Consider the following 14,077-nt stretch of genomic DNA (forward strand, 5'->3'; position numbering starts at 1 on the left):
GCCACAACGAGAACCCCAAGCCATATCGATGGACCAAGTCCGCAGACGACATTCTCGCCTCCGTCAAACGCTTCTGCCAGAAGGCGGAACAATCCTTATGCCACGAAATTTAGATTCAGATGACTAGCTCGAGGCGGTCGGAAGGGCGATCAGCACGATAGCTGCCATGGAAGGCAGGGTTGCAGGACCGGGGTTTCCATAAAGGCCATCGGATCGCCGGTGCGTCGAAAGACAGGTGAGGATGATTGGGAACACCCGATGACCACTCTGAATCGGACATCGTAGCGCTCCGCTTTGCGGTTTCTTTCTCAGGCATGCGTGCCCAAAGTTTGAAGGTCTGCGAAATTCGCCGTACTTATTTCGCAAATACATCGCAAAAAAGTACGGCGAGAATTTTGCTAAGTATTTGAAAAGCTTGGTGATCCCGACAGGAATCGAACCTGTGACCTACAGATTAGGAATCTGCCGCTCTATCCTACTGAGCTACGGGACCACGCGGCCCGACACATAGCCGCTTCGGATCGTTTCGCCAAGAGGAAGGTTCAACGCACCAAGCGGGTCTTTTGTAGGTGGCGCGACGTTGAACTCCAAGGCCTGCGCCGTCGTGGCTGAGCCCTCGATCCCTTCGCGCCAGGCGCCGGAACGCCGGGCCGCATGCGGCCCGGCGCCAAAGTCCGTCAGGCGGCCAGCGCGGTTTCCGCCAGCTTCACCCAGTAGCTCATGCCGTGCGGGATGACCTCGTCGTTGAAGTCGTAGGCCGGGTGGTGGAGGCCGGCGGTGTCGCCGTTGCCGATGAAGATGAAGGCGCCCGGGCGTGCTTCCAGCATGTAGGAAAAGTCTTCGCCGCCCATCACCGGCTGGATGGCGCGGTGAACCTGGGCATTGCCGGCCACGTCGGCCGCGATATCGCCGGCAAAGATCGTCTCTTCGGCGTGATTGAAGGTGACCGGATAGTTGGCATTGTAGTCGACCTCGATCGTCGCGCCGAAGGCGGTGGCCAGCCCCTGGCAAATGGTGCGGATGCGCTCCTCCGCCTTCTTGGCGACTTCCTTCTTCAGCGAGCGCACGGTGCCGGCGATCTCGGCGCTTTCGGGAATGACGTTGTAGGCGTCGCCGGCGTGGAATTTCGTCACCGAAACCACCACGGCCTCGACCGGGTCGGTGCTGCGCGAAGCGACTGTCTGCAGCGCGCCGACGAGCTGGCTGGTGATGACGATCGGATCGATGGTGCCGTGCGGCATCGCCGCATGGCCGCCGCGGCCCCTGACGGTGATGGTGAATTCGGCGGTCGCGGCCATGATCGGGCCCGGCCGGATGGCGAACTGGCCGACCGGCAGGCCCGGCATATTGTGCATGCCGAACACCTTGGAGATGGCGAAGCGGTCCATCATGCCGTCCTTGACCATCTCGTTGCCGCCGCCTCCGCCTTCCTCGGCCGGCTGGAAGATCACAGCCACGGAACCGCTGAAATTGCGCGTCTCGGCCAGGTATTTGGCCGCGCCCAGAAGCATCGCGGTGTGGCCGTCATGGCCGCAGGCGTGCATTTTGCCCGGAACGGTCGATGCGTAGGGCTTGCCGGTGATCTCGTTGATCGGCAGCGCATCCATGTCGGCGCGCAGACCGATGGTCGTGCCGTCGCCCTTGCGGCCGTGGATGATGCCGACGACGCCGGTCTTGCCGAGGCCCGTCACCACCTCGTCGCAGCCGAAAGCCTTGAGCTTCTCGGTGACGAAAGCAGCGGTCTGGAAGACGTCGAAATTCAGTTCCGGCGTCTGATGCAGGTGTCGTCGCCAGCCGGCAACCTCTTCTTGCATCTCGGCGGCGCGATTCAGAATTGGCATGATCGGTCCATTTCGCTGTTGGAGCAGCCGGGTTGCGTCTGCTCAATTGCAATCGTGATTGTCCGGCACTTTGCCATGTTGGCGTCACATAGGGTAAATAGCACCGCAGCAAAGCGGTCCGGGGATGAGGGTCGGACCAACATGCTGGCGACCGTCTAATGAAATCTTACGGAGCCAGAGGCGACTACGGCAAGAGGCGATTTCGGATTCCATGATGCGGCACAGGCATTTTCTCAAATTGTTGCTGGCGGGCGCAGTTGCTCTGCCCGCCTTCGCGACATCGGTTCTCGCCAATCCGCTGGTCCTGTTCGACCTGCAGACAGGCAAGATCCTCGAGCATCAGGATGCCTTCAAGCGCTGGTATCCGGCCTCGCTGACCAAGCTGATGACCGCCTATGTGACGTTCCGCGCCATTGCGGCGGGCGAGGTCCAGCTCGATTCGCCGATCAAGGTGACGAAGCATTCCGCCGGCGAGCCGCCGAGCAAGATGGGCTTCAAGCCGGGTTCGGTGATGCGACTCGACAATGCGCTGAAGATGATGCTGGTCAAATCGGCCAACGACATCGCCATGGCCGTGGGCGAGAACGTCGGCGGCTCGCAAGCTGCTTTCGCCGAACGCATGAATTCCGAGGCACGCCGGCTTGGCATGACCGGAACGCATTTCGTCAATCCGAACGGGCTTTATTCGCCCGACCAGTACACGACGGCGCGCGACCTCGCTTTGCTGGTGATGGCGATCCGCAGCGAATTCCCGCAATACGCGCCCTGGTTCTCGATCGAGGGGCTAGCGGTCGGCAAGAAGGCGATCTCGAACTACAATCTGCTGATCGGCCGTTATCCGGGCGCCGACGGCATGAAGACCGGTTTCGTCTGTCCCTCGGGTTTCAACATGATCGGTTCGGCAACACGCAACGGGCGTACGCTGGTGGCGGTGGTGCTTGGCGAAAAGTCCGCGGTAAGCCGGGCGGAGACGGCGGCACGCCTCCTCGACCAAGGTTTTGACATGCCGGCGACCGGCTCGACCACCATCGCCGCCTTGCCCTCCTATGGCGACACGCTCTCGGCCAACGACATGAATGACGAGATCTGCAAGAAGAAGACGAAGGAGCAACAGTCGGAAGCACCGCCGGCCGTTGCCGCCAAGGATGCGCCGAAGTCGCCCTATCAGGAAAAACTCGACCACGTGCCGACGCTGGTCGCCGTCGGCCTCGGCGGTGCCACCGGACCGACGCCGAAGGCGATGCTCGACGAGACCGGCCAGGAATTTGCCGACGTACCGTTGCCGACCTGGCGGCCCGACCGGCCAGCACCGGCCGGCGCCACCGTGGTCGGCTCAGCCGCCGTACAGGGCGACCAGCCGGTCAAGGCCGCGAAGAACTAGGCAATGGCAAGCTTCCCGATCCCAGTCTCGGTGCTCACCGGTTTCCTCGGCGCCGGCAAGACGACGCTGCTCAACCGGCTGCTCAAGGATCCCGCGCTCGTCGACACAGCCGTCATCATCAACGAGTTCGGCGAGGTGGCGATCGACCATCTGCTGGTGGAGCAGGCCTCCGACGGCATCATCCAACTCTCCGACGGCTGCCTCTGCTGCACGGTGCGCGGCGAACTGGTCGACACGCTGGCCGATCTCGTCGACCGGCTGCAGACCGGGCGCATCGCCAAACTGGCCCGCGTCGTCGTCGAGACAACGGGTCTCGCCGATCCGGCGCCGGTGCTGCAGTCGATCATGGCGCATCCGGCGCTGGTCCAGGCCTTCCGGCTCGACGGCGTCATCACTTTGGTCGACGCGGTCAACGGCAATGCGACGCTCGATGCCCATGTCGAGGCGGTGAAGCAGGCGGCCGTCGCCGACCGCATCGTGCTGACCAAGACCGACCTGGTGACCGAACCCGGTGACGTCGAGGCCTTGCGGACCCGGTTGCGGCAGATCAATCCGGGTGCGGCGCTGCTCGAGGCGGGCGACAGGAACACGGGCGCGGCGGCGCTGTTCGACTGCGGGCTCTACAATCCGGCGACGAAATCCGCCGACGTGCAGCGCTGGCTCGGCGAAGAAGCCTCCCATGATCATCATGGAGAACATCATCACCACCATGGCGATCACGACCATGCTGGTCACGATCATGGTGGTCATGATCACGATCATGACGGCCATCGCCACGATTCACGCGTGCGGTCCTATTCGCTCGTGCATGACGGGCCGGTGCCGTTTTCGGCGATCGAGATGTTCCTCGACCTGTTGCGTTCCACGCATGGCGAGCGCCTGCTGCGCATGAAGGGCGTCATCGAGTTGCAGGAGGACCCGTCGCGGCCGCTGGTCGTGCACGGTGTGCAGAAGATCCTGCATCCGCCGGCGCGGCTGCCGTCCTGGCCCGACGGCCAGCGCGGCACCAGGTTGGTGCTGATCACGCTCGACATGCCGGAAGATTATGTCCGCCGGCTGTTTGCCGCCTTCACCAACCGGCCGTCAATCGACACGCCCGACCGCGCGGCCCTGGAAGACAATCCGTTGGCCATCGCCGGGATGTGAGCGAAGCTCTGCGGGGTCAGGCGGCGCCGCCGCGCTCGACCAAAAACCGATGGCCGCCGGATACCGCCGCCGTTTCGATCAGCTGGTGGCCGGCGTCGGAGCAGAAGGCGGGAATGTCGATGACCGCCAGCGGGTCGGTGGTCTCAAGCCAGAGCCTGCTGCCCGGCTTCATGGTCGCCAACCGCTTTTTTGTCTTGAGCACGGGCAAGGGGCAATTCAGCCCCTTGAGGTCGTAGACAGTGTCGGGATTGGCCAAGGGCCTATCTTCTTGTTCAAGCATGATCTTTTCCGAAAACCGGCTTCCACTTTTTCGGGATCATGCTGCGGAGCCTCAGCCGCCGAACATGCCGAGCAGCTTTTTCTTCAGCTTCGTCACTGTGCCGTCGCCAGCGTCAGCCGCCTGCGTCTCTGCCGGTGCGGCCTCGGCGGGCTGCGCGATGGTTGCAGTGGCGACCGGCTGCTGGGCCGCGGCCTTCTCGGCCTCTTTTTCGGCCAGGGCCTGGGCCTTCGCCGCCTCTTTCGCAGCCTTCGCGGCCTCGATTGCCGCGAGCCTTTGTTCCTCGGCCTTCTTCTTGGCCGCCTTCTCGGCGTCGAGCGCGGCCATCTTGCGGCCTGCCGGCGAATCGATGCGGCCCATGCGCGCCGTCTCGGTCACCGTACCGTCGGAGTTGAGAGACGGTGGATTGATCGGCACGCGCTCACCGCGGGCGCGGCGCTTCGACCAGTCGGAAACGATGCTGGCTTCCTTGATGCCGGCAATGGTCGGCTTGGGCGCCGGCACGCTGGCCTTCACCGCGCCGCTGAACGCAGCGTCGTAAGTGCTCTGATAGGCGTTGTAGGCGCTCTTCAGCGAATCCGGCTGCGTGCTGGCGGGGCAGGGACCGGTCGGATCGAAGGTCGTGCCTTCAGGGGCGACCTGGTTGAAGACGTAGCGCTTCTCGCAGACGTCGACCTTCGGCGGCACCTTGGTGATCTCGAAATTGTCGTAGCCGACCTTCAGCATCTTCCAGAAGTCGTAGTTCGGGTCGTTGCGGTAGCGCGCCATGTTGGCGGGGGTCATGCGGAACGGAAAGGCCTCGATCTGGAACTCGGTCTGGCCGCCCTGGAAGGCGTCGCGGCCGAAGGCATAGATCTGCTCGATCTGCGCGTCCGTCATCGAATAGCAGCCCGAGGACGAGCAGGCGCCGTGCACCATCAAATTGGAGCCGGTGCGGCCATTGGCGCGGTCATAGGCGTTGGGATAGCCGATGTTGAAGGACAAATGGTAATTCGAGCGCGGGTTCATCTGCTGGGGACGGACCGTGTAGAACCCTTCCGGCGCCTGGCGGTCGCCCTCGGTAAATTTGGGTCCGAGCTTGCCTGACCATTTGCAGATGTCGTAGCTGGCGACCAGATCGTAACGGCCGTTGGTCTTGGCCTTCCAGATCTCGAGCTTGCCCTCTTCCTTGAAGATACGAGCCATCACCGAGGAGGTGCGGACCATGCCCTTGGCCTTCATGTCGGCGAGGATCTTGTCCGGCAGCGGCTTGTTGGCCTCCGGGGCGAAATCCTTCATCGAGGAATCGTTGCAGCCGGCCACGCCAATCGCGGCGATCAGGGCTCCGGTGCGGGAAAGCTTGGCAAACATGGGTACGGCTACGTCTTTTCTCTCGGGCGACAGATCTCGGCACCGCCGGCCCACAGCTAAACATTAGCGGACCGTAAGCCCGTTAACCTTGAAAAATCCTTACCGCAAGCTTCGGATCACCCCTCACGGCAGTTTCATTGACCCGAATGCGGCGGCATTTTTGTGGCGAAATTGCACAATTCCGCCACTTTGCGGCGTGTTGTCGGCGCCGCCTAGAGGCTACGGCCCATGGCCAGGTATTTCTCGCGACGCTGCTCGCGGAAATCGGTGTTGGCGCCGGCAAAGTCCTTCATCGTCCTGGCGATGAGGTCGCCGGTGGCGGCGATCACCGTTTCCGGGGCGCGATGGGCGCCGCCGAGCGGTTCAGGGATGATGGCGTCGATGATCTTCATTTCGTAAAGATCCTGGGCGGTGATCTTCATGTTGGTCGCGGCATCCTTCGAGCGGGTGGTGTCGCGCCACAGGATCGAGGCGGCACCTTCCGGCGAGATGACCGAATAGATGGCGTGTTCGAGCATGTAGACCCGATTGGCGGTGGCGATGGCAATGGCGCCGCCGGAACCGCCTTCGCCGATCACCACCGAGATCGACGGCACCTTGAGGCCAAGACAGGCCGAGGTCGAGCGGGCGATGGCCTCTGCCTGGCCGCGCTCTTCGGCGCCGACGCCGGGATAGGCGCCTGCGGTGTCGACCAGGGTCAAAAGCGGGATCTTGAAGCGGTCGGCAAGCTCCATCAGTCGCACCGCCTTGCGGTAGCCTTCGGGCCGCACCGAGCCGAAATTATGCTTGAGACGGCTCGCCGTGTCCGAGCCCTTCTCCTGGCCGAGCACCGCCACCGGTTCGCCGCGGAAGCGGGCGAAGCCGCCGACGATCGCCTGGTCCTCGCCGTAATTGCGGTCGCCGGCCAGCGGCGTGAAATCGCTGAGCAGGCCCTTGATGTAGTCGACGCAATGCGGCCGGTCGGGATGGCGCGCTACCTGCACCTTCTGCCACGGCGTCAGCGCCTTGTAGGCATCGCGCAGCGCGTCGCGTGAGCGTTTCTCCAACCGGCTGATCTCGTCGCCGACATCGACGGCCTCGCCGTTCTCGGCAAGCTTCTTCAGCTCGAGGATCTTGCCTTCGAGATCCTGCACCGGCTTTTCGAAATCGAGGTAATTGTACATTCTTGAGCGGACCGGCAATTCGGAAGGCAATGGCTGGCGAAACCCTCGAAAACGGAGGCTCCGGGCGGTGGAACGTCGCCCTCACATAGCGATATGAGGCCTAGTCGGCAAGCGGATGATGATCATTGACCAGCCGCACCAGCCGCTCCTCCAATACGTGGGTGTAAATCTGCGTGGTCGAGATGTCGGAATGACCGAGCAGCTGCTGCACCGCCCGGAGGTCGGCGCCGTTCTGTAAGAGATGGCTGGCGAATGCATGGCGAAGCACATGCGGCGAGATCTTCGCCGCAGTGATGCCGGCCCTGGCGGCAAGCCCCTTCAGGTCGCGGGCAAACACCTGCCGCGAGAGATGGCCGGTGTCGGACGCCGCCGGAAACAGGAAAGTACTGTCGGCAAAGGCCGGCACGGTGGCTCTGGCGGTGAGCCAGGCCCGCATCGCGGCACGTGCCTTGGCCGACAGGGGCACCATGCGTTCCTTGTCGCCCTTGCCGCGCACCATGAAGAAGCGATCGTCGCGCAGCGCCACCGTCACTGGCAGGCCGACCAGTTCGGAGACCCGCAGGCCGGTGGCGTAGAGCACTTCGACCAGCGCATGCAGGCGCAGCGCCGCCAAGCTGTCGCCGTCGTTCAGCGCGGCATTCGTCGCCTCTTGCGCCGCGCGGTCGACCAGGCGGCCGGTCTCGGCCTCGCTCATCGTCTTCGGCAGCGGCCGGCCCTTTTTCGGACTGTCCAGCGTGCCGGTCGGGTCGTCGCCGCGCAGGCCTTCGGCGTAGAGGAACTTGAAGAACTGGCGGATCGCCGACAGTTTTCGCGCCTGCGAGGTCGGCGCAAAACCGCGTTCGGCGATGTCGTCGAGATAGGAGCGGATGTCGGCGGCGCCGGCGCCCGCAAGCCCGCCGCTGATCTCTTGCGAGGCGTCCTCGAGGTCGCGGCGATAGGAGGAGAGCGTGTTTTCGGCGGCACCCCGCTCGGCGCTCATCATTTCCAGGAAGGCTTCGATGCGAGCCGCGCTGTTCATTCTTCTGGATCAGTTTTTCTTTTTTTGATCAGTTCTTCTTGGGATTCAGCTTTTCCGGCGGAATGCGCACGCTCATCTCAGCCTTTTTCGGCTCGACGAACATCGCCAGCGCGAACATCGTACCATAGGCAATGCCGGCAAGAATCATCAGCGTCACGACAAAGCGAAACAGAGTCGGCATCAATCTTCGCCCGTCTTCATGTTCTGCATTTCCAAACCCTGTGCCCTTATGGGACGCCAATCCGGCCAATTCAAGGACGAAGCTCGCTTGACGCAAACAGGCTTTTGATGTCGATACGCCGGCAAAGAGGGCCTAGAAACATCATGGTCTCATGAACGCGCTGCCAGCAAATCCTCCAGGCGAAGGCCATGCCGAGCTGCTCGAGCGGCTGCGCAACCGCTCGATCGTCTTTGTCGGCCTGATGGGCGCCGGCAAGACGGCGATCGGCCGCAAGGTGGCGGCGATGCTGGCACTGCCCTTCATCGACAGCGACCAGGAGATCGAAAGCGTCTCGCGCATGACCGTGCCGGAGCTGTTCGAGCGCTATGGCGAGACGGAATTCCGCGCGCTGGAGCAGCGCGTCCTCCTGCGGCTGCTGGAAAACGGCCCGCAGGTGCTGTCGACCGGCGGGGGCGCCTTCATGAATGCGCAGACGCGCGAGGCGATCGCCGGTCACGGCGTTTCGGTATGGCTGAAGGCCGAACTCGACCTTCTGATGGAGCGCGTGTCCAAGAAGCAGAATCGGCCGCTGCTCAAAAATCCCGATCCGCGCGCCGTGCTCGAGCGGCTGATGGCCGAGCGCTATCCGGTCTACGCCACATCCGACGTCACCGTGCCGACCCGCGACGACCGCAAGGAGGTCATCGCGGCCGAGGTCGTGAATGCGCTTTGCCGGCATTTCGGTGTTGCTGAAATCGTCGCGGCCAGCGAGGTGCGTCCATGAGCAGCGATATGCCTGCCGGAGAGACAGTCACCGTCGAGGTCGGGCTCGGCGAGCGTGCCTACGACATATTGATCGGCTCCGGCCTGCTGTTGCGCGCGGGCGCCGAAATTTCACGCCGTTTGCCCGGCACGCGTGCGGCGGTCGTCACCGACGACAATGTCGCCGCAGCCCATCTCGAGACGCTGAAGGCGGGCCTGGAGCAGGGCGGCTTCCAGCCTGCCGTCATCACGCTTCCAGCCGGCGAAAAAACCAAAAGCTTTGCCCATCTCGAAGAGGTAGTGGACGGCGTGCTTGCCGCGAAGCTGGAGCGCGGCGACGTCGTCATCGCGCTTGGCGGCGGCGTCATCGGCGACCTTGCCGGTTTTGCCGCCGGGATCGTGCGGCGCGGCATGAATTTCGTGCAGATCCCGACCTCATTGCTGGCGCAGGTCGATTCCTCGGTCGGCGGCAAGACCGGCATCAACAGCGCGCGCGGCAAGAACCTGGTCGGCGTCTTCCATCAGCCGAAGCTGGTGCTGGCCGACACCGGGGTGCTCGACACGCTGCCGATCCGGGAATTCCGCGCCGGCTATGCCGAACTCGCCAAATACGGATTGATCGATCGCCCGGCCTTCTTCGGCTGGCTGGAAGAAAACTGGCGCGAGGTCTTTGACGGCGGCCCGGCGCGGGCTGAAGCCATCGCAGAGGCCTGTCGCGCCAAGGCGAATGTCGTCGCCCGCGACGAGTTCGAGACCGGCGACCGCGCGCTGCTCAATCTCGGGCACACCTTCGGCCACGCGCTCGAAGCCGCCACGCGCTATGACGGCGCCCGCCTCGTCCATGGCGAGGGCGTCGCCATCGGCATGGCGCTGGCGCATCGCTTTTCATCGAGGCTCAACCTGGCGAGCCCGGACGATGCGGCGCGCGTCGAGGCGCATCTCAGCGCCGTCGGCCTGCCCTGGCGCATGACCGATATTCCCGGCGAACTGCCCGACGCCGAGGCATTGTTCTCGTTCATCACCCAGGACAAGAAGGTGTCGCGCGGTGCGCTGACCTTCATCTTGACGCGCGGCATCGGCCAGTCCTTCATCGCCAGGGATGTGCCAGCTTCGGAAGTCTTGTCGTTCCTGAGAGAGAGCCACCCGGGTCAGGAAAGCCGACCTGGATGATGAACGAGCCCGGCTGGATTGTCGCTGCCGTCCTTGCCGGCCTCGGCCTGCTGGTCCTTCTCTTGCGCACGCGCTTGCTTGCCCTCTTTGGCTACGAGTTGCAGCCGATCGAGCCGCAGCGTTCGAGCCATGACGAATTGCGTGGTGCGGTCGACGATTTCCGCCGTGACGGCCAGATGGTGCGCGAGGATCGCGACCGTGTCGGCGGCCTGTTCGACCTCGAGGAACTCGAAGTGTCCGACATCATGGTCCACCGCACCAATATGCGCTCCGTCAATGCCGACAATCAGCCGGAAGCGGTGGTGCGCGAGATCCTGCAGAGCCCGCACACCCGCATGCCCTTGTGGAAGGGCTCGCTCGACAACATTGTTGGTGTGCTGCATGCCAAGGACCTGCTCAGGGCGCTCAACGAAGTCGGCAACGACTTTTCCCGGATCGACGTGATGAAGATCGCGTCGAAACCATGGTTCGTTCCGGACACCACGACGCTGCAGGAACAGCTCAACGCGTTTTTGCGTCGCAAGGCGCATTTCGCCATTGTCGTCGATGAGTATGGCGAGGTCGAAGGGCTGGTGACGCTGGAGGACATCATCGAGGAGATCGTCGGCGAGATCGCCGACGAGCATGATATCGAGATCCAGGGCGTCAAGCAGGAGGCCGACGGCTCCGTCGTCGTCGACGGCACCGTGCCGATCCGCGACCTAAACCGGGCGCTCGACTGGAACCTGCCGGACGAGGAGGCAACCACTATTGCCGGCCTTGTCATCCACGAGACGCAGTCAATCCCTGACGAGAAGCAGGCCTTCACCTTCCACGGCATGCGCTTCGTCGTAATGAAGCGCGACAAGAACCGGATCTCCAGGCTGAGGATCAAGCCTGCCGGCGAAGCCTGAATATTCTAGACCAACGACCTACAGTTCCGGAGGCCTCACTCCGCGATCTGGCGGCTCGAGCGCTCGTTGATTGTCGCACCGGTCTGGGCATCGACCGCCGCCAGGCTGACCTCGTAGCCCCAGAGCCTGCGGATGTGGCGCAGCGTCGCGTCGCGACTGGCCTCATCAAGGACGACGCCGTCTTTGACCTTGTGCTGCAGCCGCAAATGCCGGTCGCCAAGCAGATCGACATCCACGGCCTGGATGTCGGGCCGGTTTACTCCGACATCGTAGCTGTGAGCCAGGGCGGCGCGGATCTTCCTGTAGCCACGCTCGTTGTGGATCGAGGCGACCTGGTAATGCGGTTCGTCGGCCGCGTCGCCAAGGACAAAGAACCGCCATTTCCGGATCAGGGTTGGACTGAGGTACTGGCGGATGAAGGACTCGTCGCGATGGTTCGCCCAGGCGTCGAGCAGGATCTCGCGCCAGTCGCCGTGGCCGGCGATGTCGGGAAACCAGTCGCGGTCCTCCGCCGTCGGCTCGGTCGCGATGCGCTGTATGTCCTGCATCATATCGAGGCCAAGCGCGTAGGGATTGATGCCGGAATAGCGCGGATCGTCGAAGGCCGGCTGGAAGATCACGTTCGAATGGTTGCGCAGGATTTCGAGCATGGCGCCTTCGTTGATCTGGCTCCGGTCGAACAGCATGTTCATGAGCGTATAATGCACGAAGGTGGCACAGCCCTCGTTCATCACCTGCGTTTGGCGCTGCGGATAGAAATACTGCGCAATGATACGCACGATCCTGACGAGTTCGCGCTGCCAGGGCTCAAGGACAAGACTGTTCTTTTCCAGGAAGTACAGGAGGTTTTCCTCCGGCAGGTTGAGCGACTTCTTCGGATCGGCCATGCCCCGGTCCCTGTCGTCGATCTTCTTGTTTCCCTGCGCGGGCGGCAGTGTGCGCCACAAATCGTTGTAGGAACGCTCTTCATATTCCAGGCGCTCACGCAGTCCCTCGCGCTGCCGTTCCGAGGACAATTTCGGCGGACGACGATAGCGAAATACGCCCTGTTCCATCAGCGCATGCGCCGCGTCGAGAACCGCCTCCACTGCGGCAAGGCCATGCCGCTCCTCGCAGCGGGTTATGTAGCCCTTGGCGAAGTCCAGATAGCTCAGGATCGCCCCGGCATCCGTCCATTGCCTGAACAGATGATTGTTCTTGAAGAAATGATTATGTCCGAGTGCCGCATGCGCCGTCACCAGAGCCTGCAAGGCCATGGTGTTTTCCTCCATCAGGTAGACGATGCAGGGGTTTGAGTTGATGACGAGTTCATAGGCCAGCCCGCGTCCGCCTTTGCGATAGAGGAGTTCCTGGTAGAGGAAGTGTTTGCCGAACGACCAGTGACGATACATCAGCGGCATGCCGACCGATGAATAGGCGTCGAGCATCTGTTGAGAGGATATGATCTCCATCTGCACCGGATAGGTATCGAGGTGCAGTTCTTCGATCGCGAGGGCCTCGATCGCCTCATGGGCCCGCGACAATTTCCCAAAATCCCAGTCGGATCCTGAAAACAGCAGACCCGGTTTGGTGGCTAGTCTGGCCATCGGCCCTCCTCAGGCGCTCTTGCGGGCAGGAACCGGTTGCCTGGCGAAGAGCCGGCGAAAGACCGGGTATATATCTGCCGGAGTGGCAATGCGGCTCATCTGGAAGTTGGGCCATTTCAGCTCGACCCTGCTGTAGGCGCGCCAAAGCGACGTCCCGTTTTCGGTGGCGCCGAATATATGGGTTTCTCGTTCGTCGATGATCTCGACATAGGCGAAGTACTGGCAAAGGCGCATGAGCCTGCGGTCCAGAAACTCTATGCATCGCTCGGAATCGGTGGCGAAATTGTCGCCGTCCGAGGCTTGCGCGGCATAGATGTTCCACTCGTTGGCCGGATAGCGCTGTTCGATGATGCGGTGCATTTCGTCAAGCGCGGTGGAGACGATCGTACCGCCGCTCTGCGTGTTGTAGAAGAACGTGTCCTCATCCACTTCGTGCGCCTCGTGCGTGTGGCGGATGAAGACGATCTCCGTGCGTTCGTAGCGCCGCTTCAAGAACAGGTGCAGCAGCACGAAGAAGCGTTTGGCCAAGTCCTTCTCGCGTTCGCCCATCGATCCGGAAACGTCCATCAGGCAGAACATGACGGCTTTGGCATTCGGTATGGGCCGGGCATCGAAGCGGTTGAACCGGATATCGACCGGATCGACAAAGGCAATTCGCCTGCGCCGACGTTCCAGCCGGTCTAGCTCCTCGCGCAATCCTGCAATGCGCTGGCGCGTCGCCGCGCCGGCTGATGCCGACTCAAGCGTGGCGATTTCCTGGAGGATCGCATCCAACTCCTCCTGCTTTGGCCGCCTCAGCGCAATGCGTCGGCCGTGGCTGTTGCGCATGGTGCGACCGACATTGACGTTGGTCGGCGAACCGGTTGCGGCGAAGCCAGCCCTGCGCGGCTTGAAGGCAAGGATCTCCTTGAGGTTGAGCTTGACCAGGTCGGGCAGTTCGAGATCCTCGAAAAAGAGCTCAAGCACCTCCTCGCGCGACAGCACGAAACGAAAATCGTCTTCCGACACCTTGTTCCCCGGGCCGCCTGCGCCGCTGCCCCCGGGCTTGGGGATCAGGTCTCCAGGGGCGAAATGCCTGTTGCCAGGAAGGATGTGCTGGCGCCGGCCGCTGGCCTTGTCGTCGTTGAAGCTTGGCTCGGCCGTTCCCCTTTCGGGCATCGGCACGGTGTGCTCGGCATCCACGTCGGCGATCCTGCCGCTGCGGATCTGATCGCGGATGCTTCGTTTCAATTCCTCGCGAGCACGCCTGAGGAAGCGCTGTCGATTGCCGAGGCTCTTGTCCTTCGGATTCAGGCGACGGTCGATGAAGATCGGCATGGAACCATCCGGG

The 14,077-nt window shown here is 62.9% G+C and carries 13 protein-coding genes and 1 tRNA gene; 5 read left to right on the forward strand and 9 right to left on the reverse strand.

From position 1 onward, the window contains the following. Nucleotides 1-416: 416 nt before the first annotated feature. Nucleotides 417-493 (reverse strand) — tRNA-Arg (locus D3227_RS21240). A gap of 184 nt (nt 494-677) precedes the next feature. Continuing rightward, nucleotides 678-1,841, reverse strand: a complete 1,164-nt coding sequence (locus tag D3227_RS21245) for a M20 aminoacylase family protein (RefSeq protein WP_120016275.1) — start codon at nt 1,839-1,841, stop codon at nt 678-680. A gap of 214 nt (nt 1,842-2,055) precedes the next feature. Between D3227_RS21245 and D3227_RS21250 the strand changes: the two genes are divergently transcribed. After that, nucleotides 2,056-3,222: a D-alanyl-D-alanine carboxypeptidase family protein gene (locus D3227_RS21250; RefSeq protein WP_120016395.1), complete on the forward strand. Its 1,167-nt coding sequence runs from the start codon at nt 2,056-2,058 to the stop codon at nt 3,220-3,222. Nucleotides 3,223-3,225: 3 nt separating this feature from the next. Further along, the gene (locus D3227_RS21255; RefSeq protein ID WP_120016276.1) at nt 3,226-4,368 is read left to right on the forward strand and encodes a CobW family GTP-binding protein; all 1,143 of its coding nucleotides are present in this window, start codon (nt 3,226-3,228) and stop codon (nt 4,366-4,368) included. A 16-nt stretch (nt 4,369-4,384) separates the two neighbouring features. Here the strand turns inward: D3227_RS21255 and D3227_RS21260 are convergent, their stop codons facing one another. From D3227_RS21260 to D3227_RS21280, 5 genes are all read right to left on the reverse strand, one after another. Further along, on the reverse strand, nt 4,385-4,648 hold the full coding sequence (locus tag D3227_RS21260; protein ID WP_120016277.1) for a sulfurtransferase TusA family protein: 264 nt from the start codon (nt 4,646-4,648) through the stop codon (nt 4,385-4,387). 51 nt (nt 4,649-4,699) lie between these two features. Then, entirely contained in the window at nt 4,700-5,995 is a 1,296-nt protein-coding gene (locus D3227_RS21265) for a L,D-transpeptidase family protein (protein WP_120016278.1), read from the reverse strand. A 212-nt stretch (nt 5,996-6,207) separates the two neighbouring features. Continuing rightward, nucleotides 6,208-7,158 (reverse strand): acetyl-CoA carboxylase carboxyltransferase subunit alpha, encoded by a 951-nt coding sequence (locus D3227_RS21270; RefSeq protein ID WP_120016279.1) that lies wholly within the window; start codon nt 7,156-7,158, stop codon nt 6,208-6,210. A 100-nt stretch (nt 7,159-7,258) separates the two neighbouring features. Continuing rightward, nucleotides 7,259-8,176 (reverse strand): site-specific tyrosine recombinase XerD, encoded by a 918-nt coding sequence (locus tag D3227_RS21275; RefSeq protein WP_120016280.1) that lies wholly within the window; start codon nt 8,174-8,176, stop codon nt 7,259-7,261. Nucleotides 8,177-8,204: 28 nt separating this feature from the next. Then, entirely contained in the window at nt 8,205-8,357 is a 153-nt protein-coding gene (locus D3227_RS21280) for a hypothetical protein (protein WP_006200257.1), read from the reverse strand. A 151-nt stretch (nt 8,358-8,508) separates the two neighbouring features. Between D3227_RS21280 and D3227_RS21285 the strand changes: the two genes are divergently transcribed. From D3227_RS21285 to D3227_RS21295, 3 genes are read left to right on the forward strand one after another with little or no spacing between them, the layout of a single operon-like run. Beyond that, nucleotides 8,509-9,120, forward strand: a complete 612-nt coding sequence (locus D3227_RS21285; RefSeq protein ID WP_120016281.1) for a shikimate kinase — start codon at nt 8,509-8,511, stop codon at nt 9,118-9,120. 8 nt (nt 9,121-9,128) lie between these two features. Beyond that, entirely contained in the window at nt 9,129-10,268 is a 1,140-nt protein-coding gene (aroB, locus tag D3227_RS21290) for a 3-dehydroquinate synthase (protein ID WP_425374533.1), read from the forward strand. Further along, complete coding sequence (locus D3227_RS21295; RefSeq protein ID WP_167480792.1) at nt 10,265-11,161, forward strand: HlyC/CorC family transporter; 897 nt, start codon at nt 10,265-10,267, stop codon at nt 11,159-11,161. The genes aroB and D3227_RS21295 overlap by 4 nt, the downstream gene beginning before the upstream one ends. Nucleotides 11,162-11,196: 35 nt before the next feature. Here the strand turns inward: D3227_RS21295 and D3227_RS21300 are convergent, their stop codons facing one another. Then, a complete protein-coding gene (locus D3227_RS21300; protein ID WP_120016284.1) occupies nt 11,197-12,747 on the reverse strand; it encodes a SpoVR family protein in 1,551 nt (516 codons plus the stop codon). Between the two features lie 9 nt (nt 12,748-12,756). Then, nucleotides 12,757-14,064: a YeaH/YhbH family protein gene (locus tag D3227_RS21305; RefSeq protein ID WP_120016285.1), complete on the reverse strand. Its 1,308-nt coding sequence runs from the start codon at nt 14,062-14,064 to the stop codon at nt 12,757-12,759. Nucleotides 14,065-14,077: the final 13 nt, after the last annotated feature.

This window comes from Mesorhizobium waimense, assembly GCF_003601975.1.
Lineage (GTDB): Bacteria > Pseudomonadota > Alphaproteobacteria > Rhizobiales > Rhizobiaceae > Mesorhizobium > Mesorhizobium waimense.

Bases quoted from the DNA above. Each gene is read 5' to 3' on its own strand.
- D3227_RS21285 (WP_120016281.1), top strand. From the start codon at position 8,509: ATGAACGCGCTGCCAGCAAATCCTCCAGGCGAAGGCCATGCCGAGCTG.
- D3227_RS21255 (WP_120016276.1), top strand. From the start codon at position 3,226: ATGGCAAGCTTCCCGATCCCAGTCTCGGTGCTCACCGGTTTCCTCGGC.
- aroB (WP_425374533.1), top strand. From the start codon at position 9,129: ATGCCTGCCGGAGAGACAGTCACCGTCGAGGTCGGGCTCGGCGAGCGT.
- D3227_RS21280 (WP_006200257.1), bottom strand. From the start codon at position 8,357: ATGCCGACTCTGTTTCGCTTTGTCGTGACGCTGATGATTCTTGCCGGC.
- D3227_RS21245 (WP_120016275.1), bottom strand. From the start codon at position 1,841: ATGCCAATTCTGAATCGCGCCGCCGAGATGCAAGAAGAGGTTGCCGGC.
- D3227_RS21305 (WP_120016285.1), bottom strand. From the start codon at position 14,064: ATGCCGATCTTCATCGACCGTCGCCTGAATCCGAAGGACAAGAGCCTC.
- D3227_RS21275 (WP_120016280.1), bottom strand. From the start codon at position 8,176: ATGAACAGCGCGGCTCGCATCGAAGCCTTCCTGGAAATGATGAGCGCC.
- D3227_RS21250 (WP_120016395.1), top strand. From the start codon at position 2,056: ATGCGGCACAGGCATTTTCTCAAATTGTTGCTGGCGGGCGCAGTTGCT.
- D3227_RS21265 (WP_120016278.1), bottom strand. From the start codon at position 5,995: ATGTTTGCCAAGCTTTCCCGCACCGGAGCCCTGATCGCCGCGATTGGC.
- D3227_RS21300 (WP_120016284.1), bottom strand. From the start codon at position 12,747: ATGGCCAGACTAGCCACCAAACCGGGTCTGCTGTTTTCAGGATCCGAC.
- D3227_RS21270 (WP_120016279.1), bottom strand. From the start codon at position 7,158: ATGTACAATTACCTCGATTTCGAAAAGCCGGTGCAGGATCTCGAAGGC.
- D3227_RS21260 (WP_120016277.1), bottom strand. From the start codon at position 4,648: ATGCTTGAACAAGAAGATAGGCCCTTGGCCAATCCCGACACTGTCTAC.
- D3227_RS21295 (WP_167480792.1), top strand. From the start codon at position 10,265: ATGATGAACGAGCCCGGCTGGATTGTCGCTGCCGTCCTTGCCGGCCTC.